Source organism: Flavobacterium sp. CSZ, from assembly GCF_015350725.1.
Taxonomy (GTDB): Bacteria; Bacteroidota; Bacteroidia; order Flavobacteriales; family Flavobacteriaceae; genus Flavobacterium.
Genome location: NZ_JADKPQ010000001.1, coordinates 228,408 through 247,411, shown reverse-complemented (window position 1 = coordinate 247,411; position 19,004 = coordinate 228,408). Strand labels below are relative to the sequence as shown.

The 19,004-nt window shown below is 36.5% G+C and carries 12 protein-coding genes; 6 read left to right on the top strand and 6 right to left on the bottom strand.

Going from position 1 to position 19,004, the window contains the following annotated elements; genetic code table 11:
- Positions 1-20 precede the first annotated feature (20 nt).
- The 6 genes from IRZ78_RS01120 (at position 21) to IRZ78_RS01095 (ending at position 6,003) form a co-directional block, all read left to right on the top strand.
- Positions 21-581 carry a nuclear transport factor 2 family protein gene (locus tag IRZ78_RS01120; protein ID WP_194614762.1) on the top strand — a complete coding sequence of 187 codons (561 nt, stop codon included), beginning with the start codon at positions 21-23 and terminating at the stop codon, positions 579-581.
- Positions 582-586: 5 nt separating this feature from the next.
- Positions 587-973, top strand: a complete 387-nt coding sequence (locus IRZ78_RS01115; RefSeq protein WP_194614761.1) for a nuclear transport factor 2 family protein — start codon at positions 587-589, stop codon at positions 971-973.
- Between the two features lie 325 nt (positions 974-1,298).
- The gene (locus IRZ78_RS01110) at positions 1,299-2,435 is read left to right on the top strand and encodes an NADH-dependent flavin oxidoreductase (protein ID WP_194614760.1); all 1,137 of its coding nucleotides are present in this window, start codon (positions 1,299-1,301) and stop codon (positions 2,433-2,435) included.
- A gap of 291 nt (positions 2,436-2,726) precedes the next feature.
- A complete protein-coding gene (locus tag IRZ78_RS01105; RefSeq protein ID WP_194614759.1) occupies positions 2,727-2,897 on the top strand; it encodes a hypothetical protein in 171 nt (56 codons plus the stop codon).
- Positions 2,898-2,943: 46 nt separating this feature from the next.
- A complete protein-coding gene (locus IRZ78_RS01100) occupies positions 2,944-4,452 on the top strand; it encodes a DEAD/DEAH box helicase (protein ID WP_228520313.1) in 1,509 nt (502 codons plus the stop codon).
- A gap of 252 nt (positions 4,453-4,704) precedes the next feature.
- The gene (locus IRZ78_RS01095; protein ID WP_194614757.1) at positions 4,705-6,003 is read left to right on the top strand and encodes an erythromycin esterase family protein; all 1,299 of its coding nucleotides are present in this window, start codon (positions 4,705-4,707) and stop codon (positions 6,001-6,003) included.
- Between the two features lie 82 nt (positions 6,004-6,085).
- On the opposite strand, the gene nagB is transcribed toward IRZ78_RS01095, so the two are convergent.
- From nagB to IRZ78_RS01065, 6 genes are all read right to left on the bottom strand, one after another.
- Positions 6,086-8,014: a glucosamine-6-phosphate deaminase gene (gene nagB, locus IRZ78_RS01090; protein WP_194614756.1), complete on the bottom strand. Its 1,929-nt coding sequence runs from the start codon at positions 8,012-8,014 to the stop codon at positions 6,086-6,088.
- 145 nt (positions 8,015-8,159) lie between these two features.
- Positions 8,160-8,951 carry a gluconate 5-dehydrogenase gene (locus tag IRZ78_RS01085; RefSeq protein WP_194614755.1) on the bottom strand — a complete coding sequence of 264 codons (792 nt, stop codon included), beginning with the start codon at positions 8,949-8,951 and terminating at the stop codon, positions 8,160-8,162.
- A 212-nt stretch (positions 8,952-9,163) separates the two neighbouring features.
- Entirely contained in the window at positions 9,164-10,294 is a 1,131-nt protein-coding gene (locus tag IRZ78_RS01080) for a DUF4861 family protein (RefSeq protein ID WP_194614754.1), read from the bottom strand.
- A 236-nt stretch (positions 10,295-10,530) separates the two neighbouring features.
- The gene (locus IRZ78_RS01075) at positions 10,531-14,574 is read right to left on the bottom strand and encodes a two-component regulator propeller domain-containing protein (RefSeq protein ID WP_194614753.1); all 4,044 of its coding nucleotides are present in this window, start codon (positions 14,572-14,574) and stop codon (positions 10,531-10,533) included.
- A 222-nt stretch (positions 14,575-14,796) separates the two neighbouring features.
- Entirely contained in the window at positions 14,797-17,475 is a 2,679-nt protein-coding gene (locus IRZ78_RS01070; protein WP_194614752.1) for a DUF4962 domain-containing protein, read from the bottom strand.
- Positions 17,476-17,496: 21 nt separating this feature from the next.
- A complete protein-coding gene (locus IRZ78_RS01065; RefSeq protein ID WP_194614751.1) occupies positions 17,497-18,876 on the bottom strand; it encodes a sulfatase-like hydrolase/transferase in 1,380 nt (459 codons plus the stop codon).
- Positions 18,877-19,004: the final 128 nt, after the last annotated feature.

The following is a 19,004-nucleotide window of genomic DNA, read 5'->3' as shown; positions in this document are numbered from 1 at the left end:
CAACTAAAACAAAACGATTTATGACAAACATTCCAGAACAACAAAACGTAGTTTCAAGTTCCGCAGGTTTTAATACTAATGTCTTTAGACAAGGCATTGGAAAAATTTCGAAAAAAATATTTTCCTCAGTCCCTACGGTAGTCCTTATTTCAACACTAATAATTGGAGGTGTATTAGTCTCCTGTCAAGATAAAAATAATCAAAACAATAAAACAGAAGTTATGCAAAACAATCAAGAAGAAAAAGAAGGTATCCTCAAAGCAATAGATTTATATGTAGAAGCAGGAAGAAAAGGGGATGGTAATATTGCAAAACCAGCATTTGCGTCAACGGCAACCATGTCGTGGTCTGAAAACGGAGCATTAAAAAGTGTTCCTATTCAGGCACTATTTGATGGATTTTCTGCAGCGAAGCCAATGGAGGCGAATTACAAATTGACCACTCTGGATGTAGAAGGTGATGTAGCAATAGCGAGAATCGAATCTCAATTTGGACCAGACAAATATGCCGATATGTTTACATTGGTTAAGGATGGCAGCAACTGGAAAATCATCAGTAAAATTTATCAAGTTAAAAAATAAGAAAAATGGCAGCAAATAAAAATATAAACACCGTTCAGGATTATGAAGATGTCCTGGCGGCAATGGAAGGCTATGTTCAGGGATTAAAAACAGGGAATGTAGCAGCCTTAAAAGAGACCTTTCATCAGGATGCAATAATGTATGGTCACTTGGGTGATGACCTCTCAGAAGGTACTATAGATAATTTGTATACCTATGTGGAGAAATTTGGCGCAGCACCAAATATCAAAACCAATCTGACGGTTTTGCACAAAACACCCACCACAGCAATTGTTCGCATTGAAATGGAACACGATGCTGCAGATGAAGATTTCACCGATTACCATTCATTAATCAAAATTAATGGTGAATGGAAAGTTATTGCAAAGCTTTTTCATCTCTATGCTAAATAATTAAAAATCATTTCGTTAAAGTTTTTACTGGAAGCATCGTATTGCTTTCAGTGGAGCTTTGTGTTTAAAAATAAAAACAAAAATGTCAAAATTATTCAGCCCATTGACTGTCAAATCAGTTACGTTTAAGAACAGAATTATGGACATATCGAAATGCTTGCTAAGATTGCATCTTTTATAAAAAGTACCGGAAGTGTTCCTGCTATTCAATTGGCTCATGCAGGCGGAACAACCGATTATTTACCGATCTAAGTAATTAACAACATTTATAATTGTCAACAAAGAAGGTGCAGCAATTGCAGCCTGTTTAATAAAAAAATAAGTAATGAATAAATATAAAAAGCTGTTTGCTCCCTTGTTATTTGCGAACGGAATTAGTTTAAAAAATAGAATTGTGATGTCGCCTATGACTACTTGGGCATCTAATGAAGACTTCACTATATCTGATGAAGAAGTTGAATATTACAAGAAAAGAGTAAATGGTGTTGGATTAGTAATCACAGGATGTACCCACGTTACGGCAAATGGCATTGGTTTTACCCACGAATTTGCAGGATATGATGATACTTTTCTTCCCAGTTTGAAGAAATTGGCGAATGCTGCAAAAAGTGGTGGAGCACCGGCAATTTTACAGATCTTTCACGCAGGCAATAAAGCAATTCCCGGACTTATTCCAAATGGTGAAGTGGTAAGTGCAAGTGCAGTGTCAAGCGGACCTATAGTACTTTTTGAAAAAGAAAATCTTCCAAAAGAATTGAGTGAAAATGAAATTTTGGAAATCATCAAAGCATTTGCCGAAACTACCAGAAGAGCAATTGAAGCAGGTTTTGATGGCGTAGAGATTCACGGGGCACATGGATTTTTGCTTCAAAATTTTATATCGCCTTTTTTCAATAACAGAAATGATCAATGGGGGGGTTCACTGGAAAATCGTTTACGACTTAGCCTGGAAATTTTAAGAGCAGTAAAAAGTATAATTTCAAAATATGCTGATCGTCCTTTTTTGATAGGGTATAGAATTTCACCTGAAGAATTTCCGCAACAAACTTATGGACTTCCGGATACGTTTATTCTAATGGATAGGTTGATTGAAGAAAAGATTGATTATTTACATTTCTCTCTGCTGGATGCCGTTAATCAAAAAGCAATTGATTCAGAATTTTCTAGCGAACCGATATCGGTTGTACTAAACAATTATGTAAACAACAGAGTTCCTGTTCTTGTTGCGGGAGGTATTACAACGCCTGCAATGGCTGATCAGGTTGTAGAATATGGTGTTTCTATGGCAGCAATAGGAAGAACTTTGATTGTTAATCCTGATTGGGTAGAATTAACTCAAAACGGGGAAGAAGAGAAGATCACTTCAATTCTTAAACTTGCAACAGTACAAGAGAAAAAAATCCCATCAAAATTAATGACAATATTCGAAAAATTAGAAGGTTGGGTAGAAGTAGAAGCTTAATTTAATTAATGACCATAACAAAGGTATATGATATGAAAATCAATTAGTTTATGATTTAAATTCAGTTGGGTTTAAGTAAAAATAAAAAGATCTAAAAAAGGTATATTCGAAAGGATATACCTTTTTGCTTAATAAGCGAATTTAAATTGCCAATCAAATAATAATATAATAAAGCAACATAATGTTGTAAATCATTTGCGCATAGGCTTAATTATTTTTAACATACTAAAGCTGAATGATCAGTTTTTAGAAATAAAGAGAATTATTCACTAACTATTAATGATCAAAATTATGTTTAAGAAAGGTCAAAATGTACAGCAGGAGTTTGGTAATCAGATCATGAAAATTATTGATTTCGAGCCGGACTTAATAGAAAATGTTATTACCCAATGGGAAGATGAAGAAGGTACAATTGTTACCGGCAAGTTTATGGAATCACAGCTTTTGCCGGCAGATGATTAAGCAAGAAATAAATATTTGATTCTTTAATTATAGTATGCCAAAAAAGATGAAAATCAATACAAAATCCAAAAATACTTTCTACGATTATCAGGAAAAAGATATTGAAACTATTTTTGATCAGATGGAAAGTTCTGCTGCTCCAAAACTCTTATATCAATTGCCAACTGGCGGCGGTAAAACAGTTGTGTTTTCTGAAATAGCCAGAAGATTTATAGAGCGATTTGGCAAAACGGTTGTTATTCTGACACATCGTAAAGAATTATGCACGCAAACATCCACTACATTAAAAAATATTGGAGTAAAAAATCTCATAATAAGCAGCACAAGCGGTAATTTTAAACCTGATTGTGACTGTTATGTGGCAATGGTAGAAACGCTTCGAAACAGAATTAAATCTAAAAAAATAAAAACCAATAATGTTGGTCTTGTTATCGTAGATGAAGCGCATCACAATTCTTTCAGGAAATTAATGAGCAGTTTTAAGAAAGCGGTGGTAATTGGTGTTACAGCCACGCCTTTTAGTTGTGATACTTCTAAACCCATGAAGAAACATTATAACTCCTTAATTACAGGCGTAAATATTGCAGCACTTATTTCAGATGGATTTCTGGCAAAACCACAATCGTATGTTTATGAAGTAGAATTAAATTCTTTAAAAACGGGATTACATGGAGATTATACCATAAGTTCCTCTAATGAATTGTATAGTTCTGCAGCGATGCAGGATTTATTGCTGCAAGCCTTTAAAGAAAATGCAGAAGGGCAAAAAACGCTTATTTTTAATAACGGAATTGAAACGTCTCTTAGAGTATATGAAACTTTTACCGCCGCCGGATTTGCTATAAAACATCTTGATAATAAAACATCGGATGATGAGCGAAAAAAAATTCTGAAATGGTTTAAAAAAACAAAAGGCGCTATTCTTACTTCGGTTTCCATCCTTACAACAGGATTTGATGAGCCTACTGTGCAGCATGTGATTCTAAATCGTGCTACGACTTCTATAACGCTATACCATCAAATGATTGGGCGCGGAGCAAGAAAACTTCCGTCTAAAAAAACTTTTGGAATTACAGATCTGGGCAATAATATACAGCGTTTTGGACCATGGGAAGAACCTGTGGACTGGAAATATGTTTTTGAGCATCCTGATGATTTTGCCAAACAGCTGCATCATCATTCTAATGGCGGAACATCTGTGCATTCGCATGCTTTGCCCGCTGAATTAAGAGCTCAGTTTCCCAATACTCTGGAAATGACTTTTGATGTCGAAGGAAATTATCAGGAGGCTATTGATACTGATAAAAAGCCAAAAACCGTTATTCAGCAATCGGTTAGACAACAGGCAAAGATGTGTATGGATAATGCCCACACATTATCGCAGGCCATTTCTTTGGCAGAATTATTACAGCCTGAAATAGAATGGCGCGTAAAACAGTATGTTAAGTGTCTTGATAATGCCAGTAAAAACTATAAAGAATGGCTGATAGAGGATTATAAAAACCGCTTAAAGGGATTAATTATAAAATTGTATCCAAAGGTAAAGGCGGCATAGATTAAAACAAACCTTATCCTTTGAAATAATAAAAAAATAACTTGTAGTAAATTATTTCAAATCTTAATTATATCATTTTAATTGCCTGAGTAGTTAATTGTATTTAATTAAGCCGTCTAAATTAATTTTAGGCGGCTTTTTTTGATCAATCCGGGTTCAAGTCCAAATATTATATGTCAGATTACGTTTATGGAAAAAGTCTTGTAGTGATTTGTAGGGAAAATATAATATATTTGAAACAAACATATACAGATGAGAATATTTATTTCAGCCATTTCATTTTTTCTATTATTTCAAACATATGCCCAGAATAATACGGCTGTAAGCTGGATTAATGAAAACGCAATCAAAATTGAAGATGCAAATCCAGATACCAACCTTTCGATATTCAATAATAACATTCCGCAGAAGTTTGCTGATGCAAAAATTTTCGGATTCGGAGAAACGACACACCAAGGAAAAGAATTTTTTGATTTAAAGGCAAAATTTTTCAAATATTTGGTTGAAACCCAAAATGTAAAAGTGTTTATTATGGAGGATTCCTACACTTCAGAAGCTGGAATAAACGAATGGATTAGCGGAGGAAATGGTAAAGCAGAAACTATTGCTCAAAATTTCAGCATCGGATTTTGGTATTGCAAAGAAGTGGTGAATCTCTTGCAATGGATGAGAAATTATAATCTTAATAAGCCTAAGGACGAACAAATTCGATTTTATGGTATGGACATACAAGTGGTGCGAAACATCAATTTGGAAATACGTGGTTTAGTAAAAAAGTATACCATTCCTGTAAGCGAAGAACTTCTTTTAGTAGTGGACAATTGTGTAGAGAAAAAAGTTACTTACGGCGAATCAACTAATTGGGCAGACATTCAGACTCCAAAGCTAAATGAAATTAAGAGTATTTTACTCGATTTTAGAAAAGGCATTAAAGACGAGAATAGGGATGAGTTCGATTCAGCAATAAGAGCTTTAAATTATTTATCACAATACACGTATTACGTACAAAATCATTATTCTCAGGATAGAGATTTGAAAATGTTTGAAAATGCTAAATGGATAATAAAAAATAAGTCAAAAAACGGAAAAGCTTTTATTTGGGCTCATAACGAGCATATTAATAATTTAAAAGCTGGAAATTACAGTACCCGAAAGATTTATAATCTGGGAAAACATTTGAAGGATTATTATAAAAATGATTATTATAGTGTAGGGTTTGATTTTGGCAAAGGTACCCAAGCGGGTTATTTTTCCGATAAAGATGAAAAACCCAGTTGGAAAAAAGTGGAGTTAAATAAACCATATGCCAAAACTTATGCCGAAACACTTATTGAAGCAAAGGACGAAATTTACTTTATAGATATGTCTAAAGCTTTAGAGGGCAGTTCTTCGGATTTCTTCAAAAAGAAATCGAAACAAATAGTTGCAGGTGGAGGAGGTTTCGATCCCAAAAAGAACCATTTGTATGAAAAAAAGTTTTCAGAAATGTACGATGGACTAATCTTTATAAAAAATATTACACTTCCAACTAATAATTTGATTGCAAAATAAAGGATTGAATTGTAATAAAAAGGCATAAAAAAAAACGCTAATTCAGAAGGATTAGCGTTTTTTTCTAAGTGATCCTACAGGATTAAAACTCCCACCTTACAAAAGCTTCCATGGCAGCATAACGAGACAAACCTAACTGATTATACAATTCAGCTGTTTCACTGTTTCGGTCTTCGGCTCTCTGCCAAAATTCTCTCGCATCAGTTCCCTGAAAAACAACACCATCTTTTTGAGATTGATGTTTGAAAATTCCGTGGCGTTTTTCCAAAACCTGATCAGGGCTCATGGGTACTGCCATTTCGACTTCGTCAATTCCCCATTCCTGCCAGGCTCCGCGGTACAGCCATAACCAGCAGTCATTCATAAAAGCTTTTGGTTTTAATGCTTTTACGGCTTCAAAAACAGCGTCCAGACAAACTTTATGCGTTCCGTGCGGATCGGCCAGATCTCCTGCTGCATAAATTTGATGAGGTTTTATTTTTTTGATCAAATCCATTGTAAGCTGAATGTCTTCTTTACCTAAAGGTTTTTTCTCGATAGTTCCGGTTTCATAAAAAGGCAATTCCATAAAATGAATCTGTTCATCCGGCAGACCCACAAAATAACTGGTTGAACGGGCTTCTCCTTTTCGAATCAACCCTTTTAGGTATCGCACTTCCGGAATATCAATTTCGCTGGCTTTTTTGTTCTTTAAAAAGGTGACTGCTTTTTTATAAATATCCTCGGCTTCAGGACTTTTTATTCCAAATTTAGCATTATAATCAATCACAAAACTGGCAAATCGCAAAGCCTCATCATCGGCAACGGCAATGTTTCCTGAAGTTTGGTACGCCACATGCACTTCATGACCTTGTTGTTGCAGGCGCATAAAAGTACCACCCATGCTGATAATATCATCATCAGGATGCGGACTAAAAATTAGTACACGTTTTTTGGCCGGTTCTGCTCTTTCAGGGCGATTGGTATCGTCAGCATTTGGTTTTCCGCCCGGCCAGCCTGTAATGGTATTTTGTAATTTATTGAATATTTTAATGTTGATGTCGTAAGCCGGACCGGAATCTGCCAGCAAATCGCTCATTCCGTTTTCGATATAATCAGCATCGGTCAGCATTAAAATGGGCTTTTTTAATTCTAATGCCAATCCTAAAACAGCTTTTCGGATTAATTTATCCGTCCAGACAATTTTTTCTACCAGCCAAGGTCTGTTGATTCTGGTTAGTTGAGATGATGCTTCTTTATCCAAAACAAAAACGGCATTGTTGTGTTCCTGCAAAAAAGAAGCTGGAATTTGATTTGTCACTTCTCCTTCAACCGATTTTTTGATGATATTCGATTTTCCTTCTCCCCAGGCCATTAAAATAACCTGTTTGGCTTCCATAATCTTTTTCACTCCAAGCGTAATAGCAGTTCTTGGTGTATTGCTCAATCCCGAAAAATCACCGCTTGCTGCGACTCTGGTAATATGATCTAAGGCGACTAAACGAGTTTTGGAGTTTTGAAGCGAACCAGATTCATTAAAACCAATATGTCCGTTACCGCCAATTCCAAGAATTTGTAAATCGATACCGCCCAACGCTTCAATTTTAGCTTCATAATTATGACAATAATCGGCAATTTCTTCTTTGGATAAAGTTCCGTCGGGAATATGATAATTCTCCGGTAAAATATCAACCTGATCCAAGAGCAGTTCTTTCATAAATCGAACGTAGCTGTTGATAGAATCCGGTTCCATCGGGTAATATTCGTCTAAGTTGAAGGTGATGACATTTTTAAAACTTAATCCTTCTTCTTTATGTAAACGAACTAGTTCTGCATACAATCCTTTAGGAGAAGAGCCTGTTGCCAGACCTAAAATACAAGGTTTGTTTTCTTTTTGTTTGGATTGTATTAAAGCTGCAATTTCCTGAGCAACTGCTTTTGAAGCCTCAGAAGAATTTTCGAAAACAACGGTATTAATGTTTTCAAATCGTTTCTCGAATCCTGTTGCTTTATCTAGGGTACTTTTTATCATTTTAATTTCATTTTTTTATATGTCAATAGATCTTTAATACTTTGTGTTTTTATTTTTCACGCAGATTTAGCAGATTTAGCAGATTTTTTTAATCTTTTCTGCTTTTTATTCTGAAAGCTATTGAGAGCTATGTGTTTAAAAAGTGTTACTCGTTAGAAGGTTTTCCTATGGTAGCCAAAATTCCGCCATCGACATACACGATGTGTCCGTTTACAAAATCGCTTGCTTTAGAACTTAAAAAGATAGCCGCACCTTGCAGATCATCCGGGTCTCCCCAACGTCCTGCGGGTGTTCTGCCCATAATAAAATCATTAAATGGGTGTCCGTTTACACGAATAGGAGCGGTCTGGCTTGTAGCAAAATAACCGGGACCAATTCCGTTCGTCTGAATATTAAATTTGGCCCATTCCGTAGCCATGTTTTTGGTTAGCATTTTTAGTCCGCCTTTTGCTGATGCATAGGCGCTTACAGAGTCTCTTCCCAATTCGCTCATCATCGAGCACATGTTAATAATTTTTCCTCCACCGCGTTCGATCATTCCTTTTGCCACATTTTTTGATACAATAAAAGGGCCTGTTAGATCTACTTTGATTACAGCTTCAAAATCGGCAACCTCCATTTCTATAATAGGCGTTCTTTTGATGATTCCGGCATTATTAATTAAAATATCTATTGGGCCAACTTCAGCTTCTATTTTGTTGATTGTAGCAATTACAGCAGCTTCATTGGTTACGTCAAATAGATATCCGTAAGCTTCGATTCCTTCAGCTTTGTATTCGGCTATGGCATTGTCTACAGCTTCCTGCGACGAGTGATCGTTTACTACAATTTTTGCACCAGCATGTCCAAGTCCTTTGGCCATTGCCATTCCCAGACCATGAACTCCTCCTGTAATAAGGGCTGTTTTTCCTGTTAAATCAAATAAGTTAGTTGACATTTTTTTAAGTTTTTGGTTATTAGTAATCTTGATTTTTTTTAGATGATGTAATTATTGAAATACATAGAAACATAGGTTCTGGTACTATGAAAGGATATTAAAAAGAAATATTTTCTTTCACTTAGTCTCACTTTGTATGTTTTAAATAACTTAAATAACTATTTGAAGTTACAGACTCTATGTTTTTATTTATTAATACTATAGTTAGCCTTTTATTTTACAATTACAATCAAAGGATTTTGAATTTCCTGATTGAAATGGTCTAAGTAATCCTGCCATTGTTTTGAGTTGGTTATCTGACCCTCTTTGTCCCAGGCAGCACCGGAATAATACACGATCGGTTCATTGTTCCTAACCGAAGTTTGGGTTAGTAACTGCTCTTTATCGACCCACATTTTTTCTGCCGGAGTGCTTAATATTATTGCAACAGCTGTAGTTCCTTCTTTGTCAAAAGTCGGTTCCCAGTAACTCATAATTCCTTGTTGTTCGTTTAAGCCAATTATGCCTTGCTTTTCACGTCTGATGATTCCAGCCACAACAGGCATGGGTTTATTATCGTTGAATGTGTAAATGTTTTCAATTCGGTTGAGTTGCGAGCCGGCATCTAGCGAGATCGTTTTTACAGCGGTCACTTTTATTCCTCCTGCATTCCAGGTATCGTAACTTAATTGAAAAGTAGATCGTAACGGGCCATTGTCTAGAACTTTCCATTGATGATAATTTCCTGAATAACGAATAGTATCTTTTACGTACGGAGCCATATTGCCGGCGCCTAATGTATAACCAACATGATAATAATCTAATCCGTCTCCATGATCGATATGATAATCGTTTCGTTTGTAACGGTCGTTTAAGACTAATTTATTGGTTCTTTTTACCCAGACATCATAACCGTAAGCGTCTCCTTCGGTTTTTTCTAATGCTTTCCCATAAGCGCGAAAGGCGATTTTGTCATTTTCCCAGGCAAAATCATCCAATCGTTCCGGAACAAAGCGAGCATAGGTTTTGGCTGCAAACGTTTCCGGTTTTCCTTTTTGAATTGAAAGTGTGAGCGATGCTTTTGCTTTAACATCAACTTGTACCAATAGATTTTGAATTGCAGCTTTTCCTTTGTGTTCTAACTGAAAAGGAAGTTGCTTTTTGGTAATGCTGTCAATCACCACAAAATTGGCCGTATCGATTTGTGAATAGGAGGAAAGCACGGTTGTCCATTTTATGGCTATGACCGATTCTTTTCGGTTTAAAGCCGAATTATTCTGAATGGTTACAATTGCTTTTGATTGTGCTATAAGAGTGAAAGGCAAAATAAAAGCCAGTAAAAAGTGAATTTTGACTAATTTCATGAGTGGTAATAATTGTTGTTTTTAATGTGTTTTTTTTAAAATTCATTCAAAAAAGGCATAGCTTGTGCTTCCCGATTCCAAATGAGTTTTGCATTTGTACGAGATTATACTTTTTCAGAATAATAAATCAGTATTGATTTTAGCCTTTTAGAAGCTCAGTTTTTAAAGATTTTCGTTAAGAAGAACGACTGTAGTTTTTCATTGTATAGTAGTTTATTTGTGTTGTTTAAGTTGAGTTATTCTTCTGTGTTTTCCAGTTTTGCTAAATATTCGCTCGGCATACAACCGTAATGCTGCTTGAATGCGGTAGAGAAATACGATGGCGAATTAAAGCCGCACATATATGTGATTTGCGCAATGGTATAGCGTTTACTCTGCATGAGTTCAACTGCTTTTTTAAATCGGATTCTTTTGATAAAATCCATTGCAGATTCGCCTGTTATGGCCTTTAACTTCAAGTAAAGGTTAGAGCGGCTCATTCCGATTTCTTTGCTGAATTGATCTACTGAAAATTCAGAATCGGCCAGGTGATCTTCGACAATCTGAATGGCTTGTTTTAAAAATTCTTCATCAAGCGTATTAAAAGCGATATTCTCGGGAACCATTTCTTTTCCTACCGAATAATATTCTTTTAAGCGTTTACGGGAACGCAGCAAATTTGTAATTTTTGCGGCCAGTAACGGAGTCGAAAATGGTTTTGTGATATAATCGTCGGCACCCATTTCCAATCCTTTTAGCTGTTGGCTGGTTTCGTTTCTGGCTGTCAAAAGCATTAGCGGAATGTGCGAGGTATTAATGTTCTGTTTTACCTTTTTACAAAAATGCAAACCATCGAGCTCCGGCATCATGACGTCACTGATAATAAGATCAAAAGGCTGAATTTCTAAAAGGTCTAAAGCCATCTGACCATCATAGGCCACGGTAACATCATAAACTTTGCTGAAGTAATCCTGCAGATAATCTATAATTTCTTTATTATCGTCTACAATTAAAAGTTTTATAGGCTGATCTCTTTCGGTTATTTCATTTTCTTCAGGCAATAAAGAATCGTCTGTTTCCAGTTCATTATCCGATATGATCGACAAATTATAAGCAGACTCTTCTACATGCTGATCGTTTTTATAAATATGATCTGAAACCGGAATGGTTACAGTAAAAATACTTCCTTCCTGCATGGTACTTTCGGCTGTAATTTCGCCGTGATGCAATTCGACCAAACGTTTTGTAAAGGCCAATCCCACACCGGAACCCAAATTCATCTCACGGTTGTTTACCTGATAAAAACGATCAAAAACTTTTGAGAGATCGTCTTTGCTAATTCCGACCCCCGTGTCGGCGACCTTTATTTGTACAGTATCGTTTTTCTTTACTAATTCGACATGAATGCTTTGACCGGTTTTGGTATATTTAAATGCATTGGATAAAAGATTGAATAAAATCTTTTCCATGGCGTCTTTATCAAAATAAAATAACAGCTGTGATTCTTCGGAATGGTAGGTGTAATGAATGCTGTTTTTCTCAGAAAGAGGTTTAAACGATTCGAAGATTTCCTCTGTAAAACTCACGATATCACCTTTGCCCACTTTAAGCTGACGGGTTCCCATTTCGGTTTTTCTGAACTCAAATAACTGATCGACCAAATTGTAAAGCCTTTTTGCATTGATGAACATTAATTCATGTTTCTTTTTAGAGATTTTATCTGCAAAAGGCATTTTTAATAACTCTTCTAAAGGAGCTAAAATCAGTGTTAAAGGCGTTCTTAGTTCATGCGATACATTAGTAAAAAAATCCATTTTTACCTGATTGATATAGCTCACTCTTTCTTTGTCAATTCGTTCTAATTTTAATTGCTCAACGGCTTTTATTCGTCCTTTTATGATTTGAAAACCAATGTATATTGCGGTACTGATAATGGCCAGTAATAACAAAGAAAACCAAATTGTTTTGTACCAGGGCGGGAGTATGCTGATCTTTAAATTTCGCACCGCACTTGTTTCGCCATTTGGACCAATTGCCTTGATTTGGAAATAGTATTTTCCTGCAGGTAAATTACTGTAGCTCACCTTTAGTTCATCAGTACGCTGCCAGTCTTTATCGATTCCTTCCAGCTTATAATAGTAGTACGTCCGGTTCGATGAAATATAATTGAAGGTATTAAAAAAGATACTGAATTGTTTGTATTCCGGTCCAATTTCCAGTTCGTTTGTCTGGTCGATATGTTCCTCCAGAATGTCCGTTTCATCTGCCACCGCAACGTTTTTATTTAAAACTTCTAAACCTGTAAAACTTAGTTTTAAAGGAAGCGGCTGCTGTTTAATCATCGACGGATAGAAATATGAAATCCCTTTTATACCTCCAAAAAGCAGCATGCCGTCTTTTGCTTTATAGAAAGCATAATCGTTGAATTGCTTGTTCTGTAAACCGTCGCTTTCGTCAAAAGTCTGCATAGCATCTTTATCAGGATTAAATTTGATCAGTCCGCTGTTGGTTGATATCCAGAGGTTTCCGTCATCATCCGGAACAATTCCGTAAATCGTTTCCTTAACGAAATCTTTTCCGGTTTTAAAGCTAATGAATGATTCCTGGGCTTCATCATATAATCGTAAACCTTCTCTGGTACCAAGCCAGATTCGGTGTTTTTGATCTTCGGTAATACAGTTTATAATATCGTCGCTCAATTTTCCGTGTCCGATGTTTCCAAATAATTGTGTATCAGGATAAAACAGTGTTACGCCGTTTGTGGTTCCAATCCAGATTCGATGTTTGCTGTCTTCAAACAAAAACGTAATATCGTCTGATGTCAGGCGCTTTCCGGCCTTGTCTAAGTGAATGTGCGTAAAGGTTTTGGTTTCGGGATGAAACTGGTCTAATCCTGATCGGGTACCTACCCAGATACGTCCTTTAGAATCTTTTAATAAGCTGTAAACCAAATCTCCGGCAATTGTGTTGGGATTGTTTTCGTCATGTCGAAAACGCTGAAGAGAACCACTGTTAGGGTTCAGTAAATTCAATCCGCCGTTGTGCGTACCAATTAAAACATTCCCGTTATCATCGAATGCAATGGCTTTAATGTTGTTTGAACTTAAACTGTTTGGATTATTTTCACTGTTCGAATAATAGGTAATCGTGTTAGCGTTTTTATTCCAGTAATTTAGGCCTTTATCGTTGCTTCCAATCCAGAAATTTCCTTTAACATCTTGTTTAATCACGCCAATTACTTCATCGTTTAAAGAAGGTTTTCCTGAGTTTTGACTTAGCAAATTGAACTTGATATCGTTTTTATGATAGTAGTTTAAACCGCCATAATAGGTTCCTAACCAGATTCCGTTTTGTTTGTCTTTAAAAAAGCAGCGAACAGAGTTTTGACTAATAGTATAGGGCTGAGAGATTTGATGGTAATAATTGGTAAAAGAATTGTTGTCTGGATTGAAAATAGTCAATCCCTTAAAGGTTCCCAGCCAGATATTTCCCTCGGTATCTTTTCCAACACATCTAATATTATTATCGGCAATGCTATTGTTTCCGGTGCTATGAAGCAGGGAAGTAGTCTGTCCGTTTTCAGCATTGTACTGAATCACGCCCTGGCCTTCGGTAGCGACCCATAATTTTTTACGATCTATGTAAACATCATTGATATAGGTTTTTTTTACTCCTAAATTAATTTTAGCCAGCTGATGCGTTTTTGGATTGAGTTTGAAAAGCCCAACATCGGTTCCCAGAATAATTTGCTGCTGCCAAAGTCCGATATACGCTATTTTTTTGATTTCATGTGAAGAAGCATTGAACTTTACGGCCGTAAATTTTTCCTCTTTTGGATCCAGCATAAAAACATCGCCCGCAATAGAACTTGCCCAGATTCTATGCTCTTTGTCTTCGGTTATAGAGGAGATATACCATTCGCCTATATTTCGCGGAAGCGGATAATTGGTAAAACTATCCGTATTATAATTGTAAACGCTTATTCCCTGATTGCCGCCCACCCATAATTGCTCTTTATGATCCGTAAATAAACTGCGGATGTAATACGACTGCAGGCTGTTTTTTACATTTTTTACTGGCCGATACACTTTGAAACCCTTGCTGTCGTAACGATTTAATCCGTCCTGGGTTCCAATCCAGATAAAGCCCAAAGTATCCTGCTGAATGGCAAAGACTGAACTTTGCGACAAGCCTTTATCTACCGAAATATTACGAAAATATCGATCCTGAACTTGTGCATGGCTTTTGGCTGCAAAAAGAAAAATGTAGAAAAACGCAATAATGGCAATCGTTTTCTTCATGAAAGTGGTATTATAATGGTTTTATTTATGCTTATTTCTGTTTTAAAATAGAATGATAGCTTTTTGGTAACTAAAAAAAGCGTTTCACTTATTGTAAATGCACATAATTGACTATGTGAAAGAAATGTATTTCTTTTTTGCATTCTTTTAGCATTTAAAATTGATGTTTCTATGTGTTTAAACAACATCTAATTTAAAGAAAAAGCAAACATCTTATTTGTTTTAATTTTTGTCATATTTGGCCACATCCGGCAATTCGTCTATAGCTTCTTGTTTATTTACTTTAGTACCTTCTGATTCTAACAATACTGAACTTCCTTCAATTTTAGGTGAATAGGCTTTTCCTTGAAATGTAACAGGCAGATTACCATAGCTAAATAGCGATTTTACCGCTTTTCCTGAAACTTGTAAAGCGACAGGTTTTTCTCCGTCTAACTGCACCTGAATATCCCAATCTCCAACTTGTAAATGCGATAAACCATTGTTGTTTGCGATAGTTTTGATGACTTCTGTTTTTCCATCTTTAATCTGAATAATGGTTAGAAACCTGAATTTTTGTTTCGCTTCAGAAGTAATTCCGGCGTGCCATTGGTCTTTAAATTCTTTAATCTGACCTTCATCATTGGTGACTTTATTCCAGTTAACGGCAGCTTCGTAGAATTGGTTATGTACTGCCATTTTTAGCGGACTATTCGCAAATACACTTGCATTGACATTTCCTAAGTCTGTTTTTACAATGAAGTTTTGTTGTTTGGCTTTCACCGAATTTTCTCCTTCGATCGTATAATACGGGCAGTGGAACTGAGTGGTCCATTTTACAGGATTTTTAGCTTCCAGTTCATCATACAAAACAATATATCCGCCTTCTAATTGCAGCATATGTCTGCGGTATAAAGTTACTCCTGAATCTCCGTAACCATTGGCTTTATTCGGCACAACATTAATCTGTTTGAATCTGTCAAGCCAAAATTCGCTTTTAATTTCTCCGTAAGCATTACTGGCATCTCCCAAAGCATATTGAATGTGTTTTCCTGAAATAGCTCTCGGAATCCATCCGTAACCTTCTTCACCCAATTTTTGATTTAAACTATCGGCTAAAATGGTGTTGTAAGCTTTTGATGTTCTATAGTATAAAAGATTGTGCTTGTCGCTAAAATTGCTATAATAACCCGTTCCTCCAAAAATTACTTTTCCTTTGTAATTGATGGTAAAAGCATTCTGCGAAGCATGTCCGTGCCCCGAAGAACCAAATGGACTGCTGAACAAATAACTGCTCAGGGTTTTATCGCCATGAGCCAAATCTTCGTGCATGGCTACTACACCAACATCTCCAAATTTGCGGGTTTTAGGCAAGTCAGTAGGAGAATTTGCAGGCAAATTTCTGTTGGGTTTATAGTTTAATAATCTAAAGAATAAGAAATCATCTGTACCGTGATAATAGGCAGGATAATCTCTTTTTATTTCGCCCACATACCAGTTTAAGCACGGATTATTCATTTTATAAGTCAGGGCATCTGCAAACCAGGCTTCGCCTTTTACGATGTACGGAATGTTCTCCCACATGTCGCCAATTGCAGTACTTGCAGCTCCGTTTGGGTGTGTGTACAGCATATAATACGGAAGATTTTGCATCCACGGTAATTTGAAGTAATCAACTCCGCTAAAATCACCAAACATTTGTGATAAATAAACAATCGACTTAAAGTTGACTCTAAAATAGCCGTTTCCTTCATGCCAGCCGCCATCTGTAGTGCCCAGAACCGGAAAACGTGCCGACCAGACTTCGTACATATACGTAAGCCATTCTTTGGCTTCTGGAACATCATTAATTACGGCTACTGTAGCTATCGCAAGATTTCGTAGTGTAATTTGCCAAACGTGATTATCGCTTACATGCAATTCAAAACGGTTAGGCAAATGATTGTAAACGCGTTTCGCCCTGATGGTAATGATATTTTTGAATGTTTCTTTTTCCTGTGGTGTTAAAAATTGATATCCTGCATCATAAAACCAGCCCAAAGCTTCGAGTACAGCACCGCTTGTAAAATCGTCGCCTGTAGCCAATCCGTTTGGGTTCATGGCGGCAATGTTTAAGGCTCTGCGTTTAGCGTCCTGAATAAAACGTTCGTCTTTGGTCAGTTGATAGGCGATGCATAAATTACGAACAGGAGTCCCAACAGCATCACCAAAACCATGGTACATTCTTTCTACAATAATCTTTTTTTCTAATTTATTTTTGCCTGTAGTATCAATTACTCTTTGGGGTTTTTCTGTTGGGAGCGGTGCCAGAATTAGTTTTTCCGCGTAAGCGATAAATTTTTTAGCTTCGGGATTATCCAGATTGTTTTTATAAAAATCTTCGCCAATACTGTCCATATCCCATAAAAGCGGATGTGCTCCTTCGTTGCGTTTTAAAACCTCGCTTATTGGCGGTGATACTTTTTCATTGTTATATTTGGCGTCAACTACAAAATCGTAGATCGGAGACCATGTCCATTGATTGCTGTCTTTTAGGGCGTAACCGTATTTCCAGTACCATTTTCCGGCTTTTAAGGATTGGTGCAATGGGTAAACGGCCCAGCGCTGTTCAGCACTTGTTATCAAATCATTGCCGAAGTTTTTATCGCTGGCCAGCATTACTTTGTAGTGCACATTACCAATATTTGGATCTTCGGTAACTTCACTGCCGCTTTCCATTGGTTTTACCATTTCTTTTCCATTGGTTGCAGGCCATAATAAGGCGGGAGCATTGGTAGGAACTGTAATTCCGTTTACAGGATAAGGCCATTCACGGACTCTTGAATGCAGTTTTTCTGCTGTTAATTTTATTGTGGCAGGTTGCTGCTGACTGAAAACAGAAAGTGCCAAAATAGATAGTATTATTGTATATGTTTTTTTCATAAAATCATTTCGTTAGCCCAATTATAATCCTGATTCAAAAGAATCTCCATTTGTTTTACACCACTTTTTAAGATAGCGGCGCATAGCAGTTAATTCTTTTTTATAGGCTTTATTTACGGCCAGATTCGTGATCTCGCCCGGATCTGTCGATAGATTGAAGAGCTGTTCTTTTAAATCTCCCTTGTTGTATACGATATATTTATAATCTTGAGTAATTACGGCACGTCCGCTAATGTTTAGAAGCTCTTCGTTATCTGCAAAATCGGTTTCGATTACCAATGTATCACGTAATTTTAGGGCGGGATTTTCTATTTTTTTACTAATGTCAATTCCTTTTAAATAATTTGGTTTTGGGATTGCTGTAAATCCGCAGATTGTAGGGATAATATCGGTACCATTACAAACTAACAAATCATCTGTGCGTGGTTTCCATTCGCCTATTTTAGATATGATAAAAGGTATTTTGGCTGATTCTTCGTATAATATTTGTTTCTGATTCCAACTGTGACCTGCGTATCCGTCACCGTGATCTGCTGTAAAAATAATGATGGTATTTTTTTCGATATTGTATTTCTTTAAAGAAGCCAAAACCATTTCGATATAACCGTCTACTTTTTCTACCAGACGATTATAGGCCCAGCGGTATTGGCGCCATTGATCCGGAGTCCAGTTGACGGTGGGATAGGTTCTGAAACTTACTTTTTGCTGTTCGCGTACAATTTTAGGTTCGTATTCCGGGATTTTCCAGTTGGCAGGCAAGGTCGGACATTGATCTGCAGGTGGTGCATTTTCTAATACATCCATTTTTAAATCTTCTCCGCGTGCCCATTCGCAAATATCATGTGGATTCAAAAAGGAGGCGACCAATAAAAAAGGGGTGTTTTTATTCTCTTTGATAAAGCGAGCACAGAAAGACGGTGTCGCAGCATCATTATAATCCTGAAAGGCGGTATTTTCGATATATTCAAAACCATGCTGGCTTTTTTTGGAAGTGGGAACGGGTAAGTGCCATTTGCCTACATAACCGGTTTTATAACCTCCGTTTTGGAAAATTTTCCCCATCATCAACAGATCATCCGGCCATTGACCGTCCTTTTCCGGAGCGTTTCCAATAAAACCATTTTCGAAAGGCATTTTTCCGCTCATTATAGCGGAGCGGGAAGGAGTACACAAGGGTTGTGCGCAATACGCTTTGGTAAACCTGACTCCGTTTTGTGCCAGTTTATCCATTGCAGGTGTATGCAGGTTTTTGTTTCCTGCAATACTCATTGCATCAGCAGTCTGCTGATCGGTCATGATGATCAGAATATTGGGGCGTTCAGCGGTTTGCGAATTACTTAAAAACGGAATATGCAATACCACGAAAAGCCATATAAAGTATATTTTTTTTTGAATGATCATATCGACCTGTTTTAATAGATTGGTTTTTGATTTATACACTCATAAATGCAAAACGAATTTAGTAATCAATGTGCTTATACGGTTTTGAATTTGTGTAAAATGATATTAAATTTATCTAAAAGCCTTTA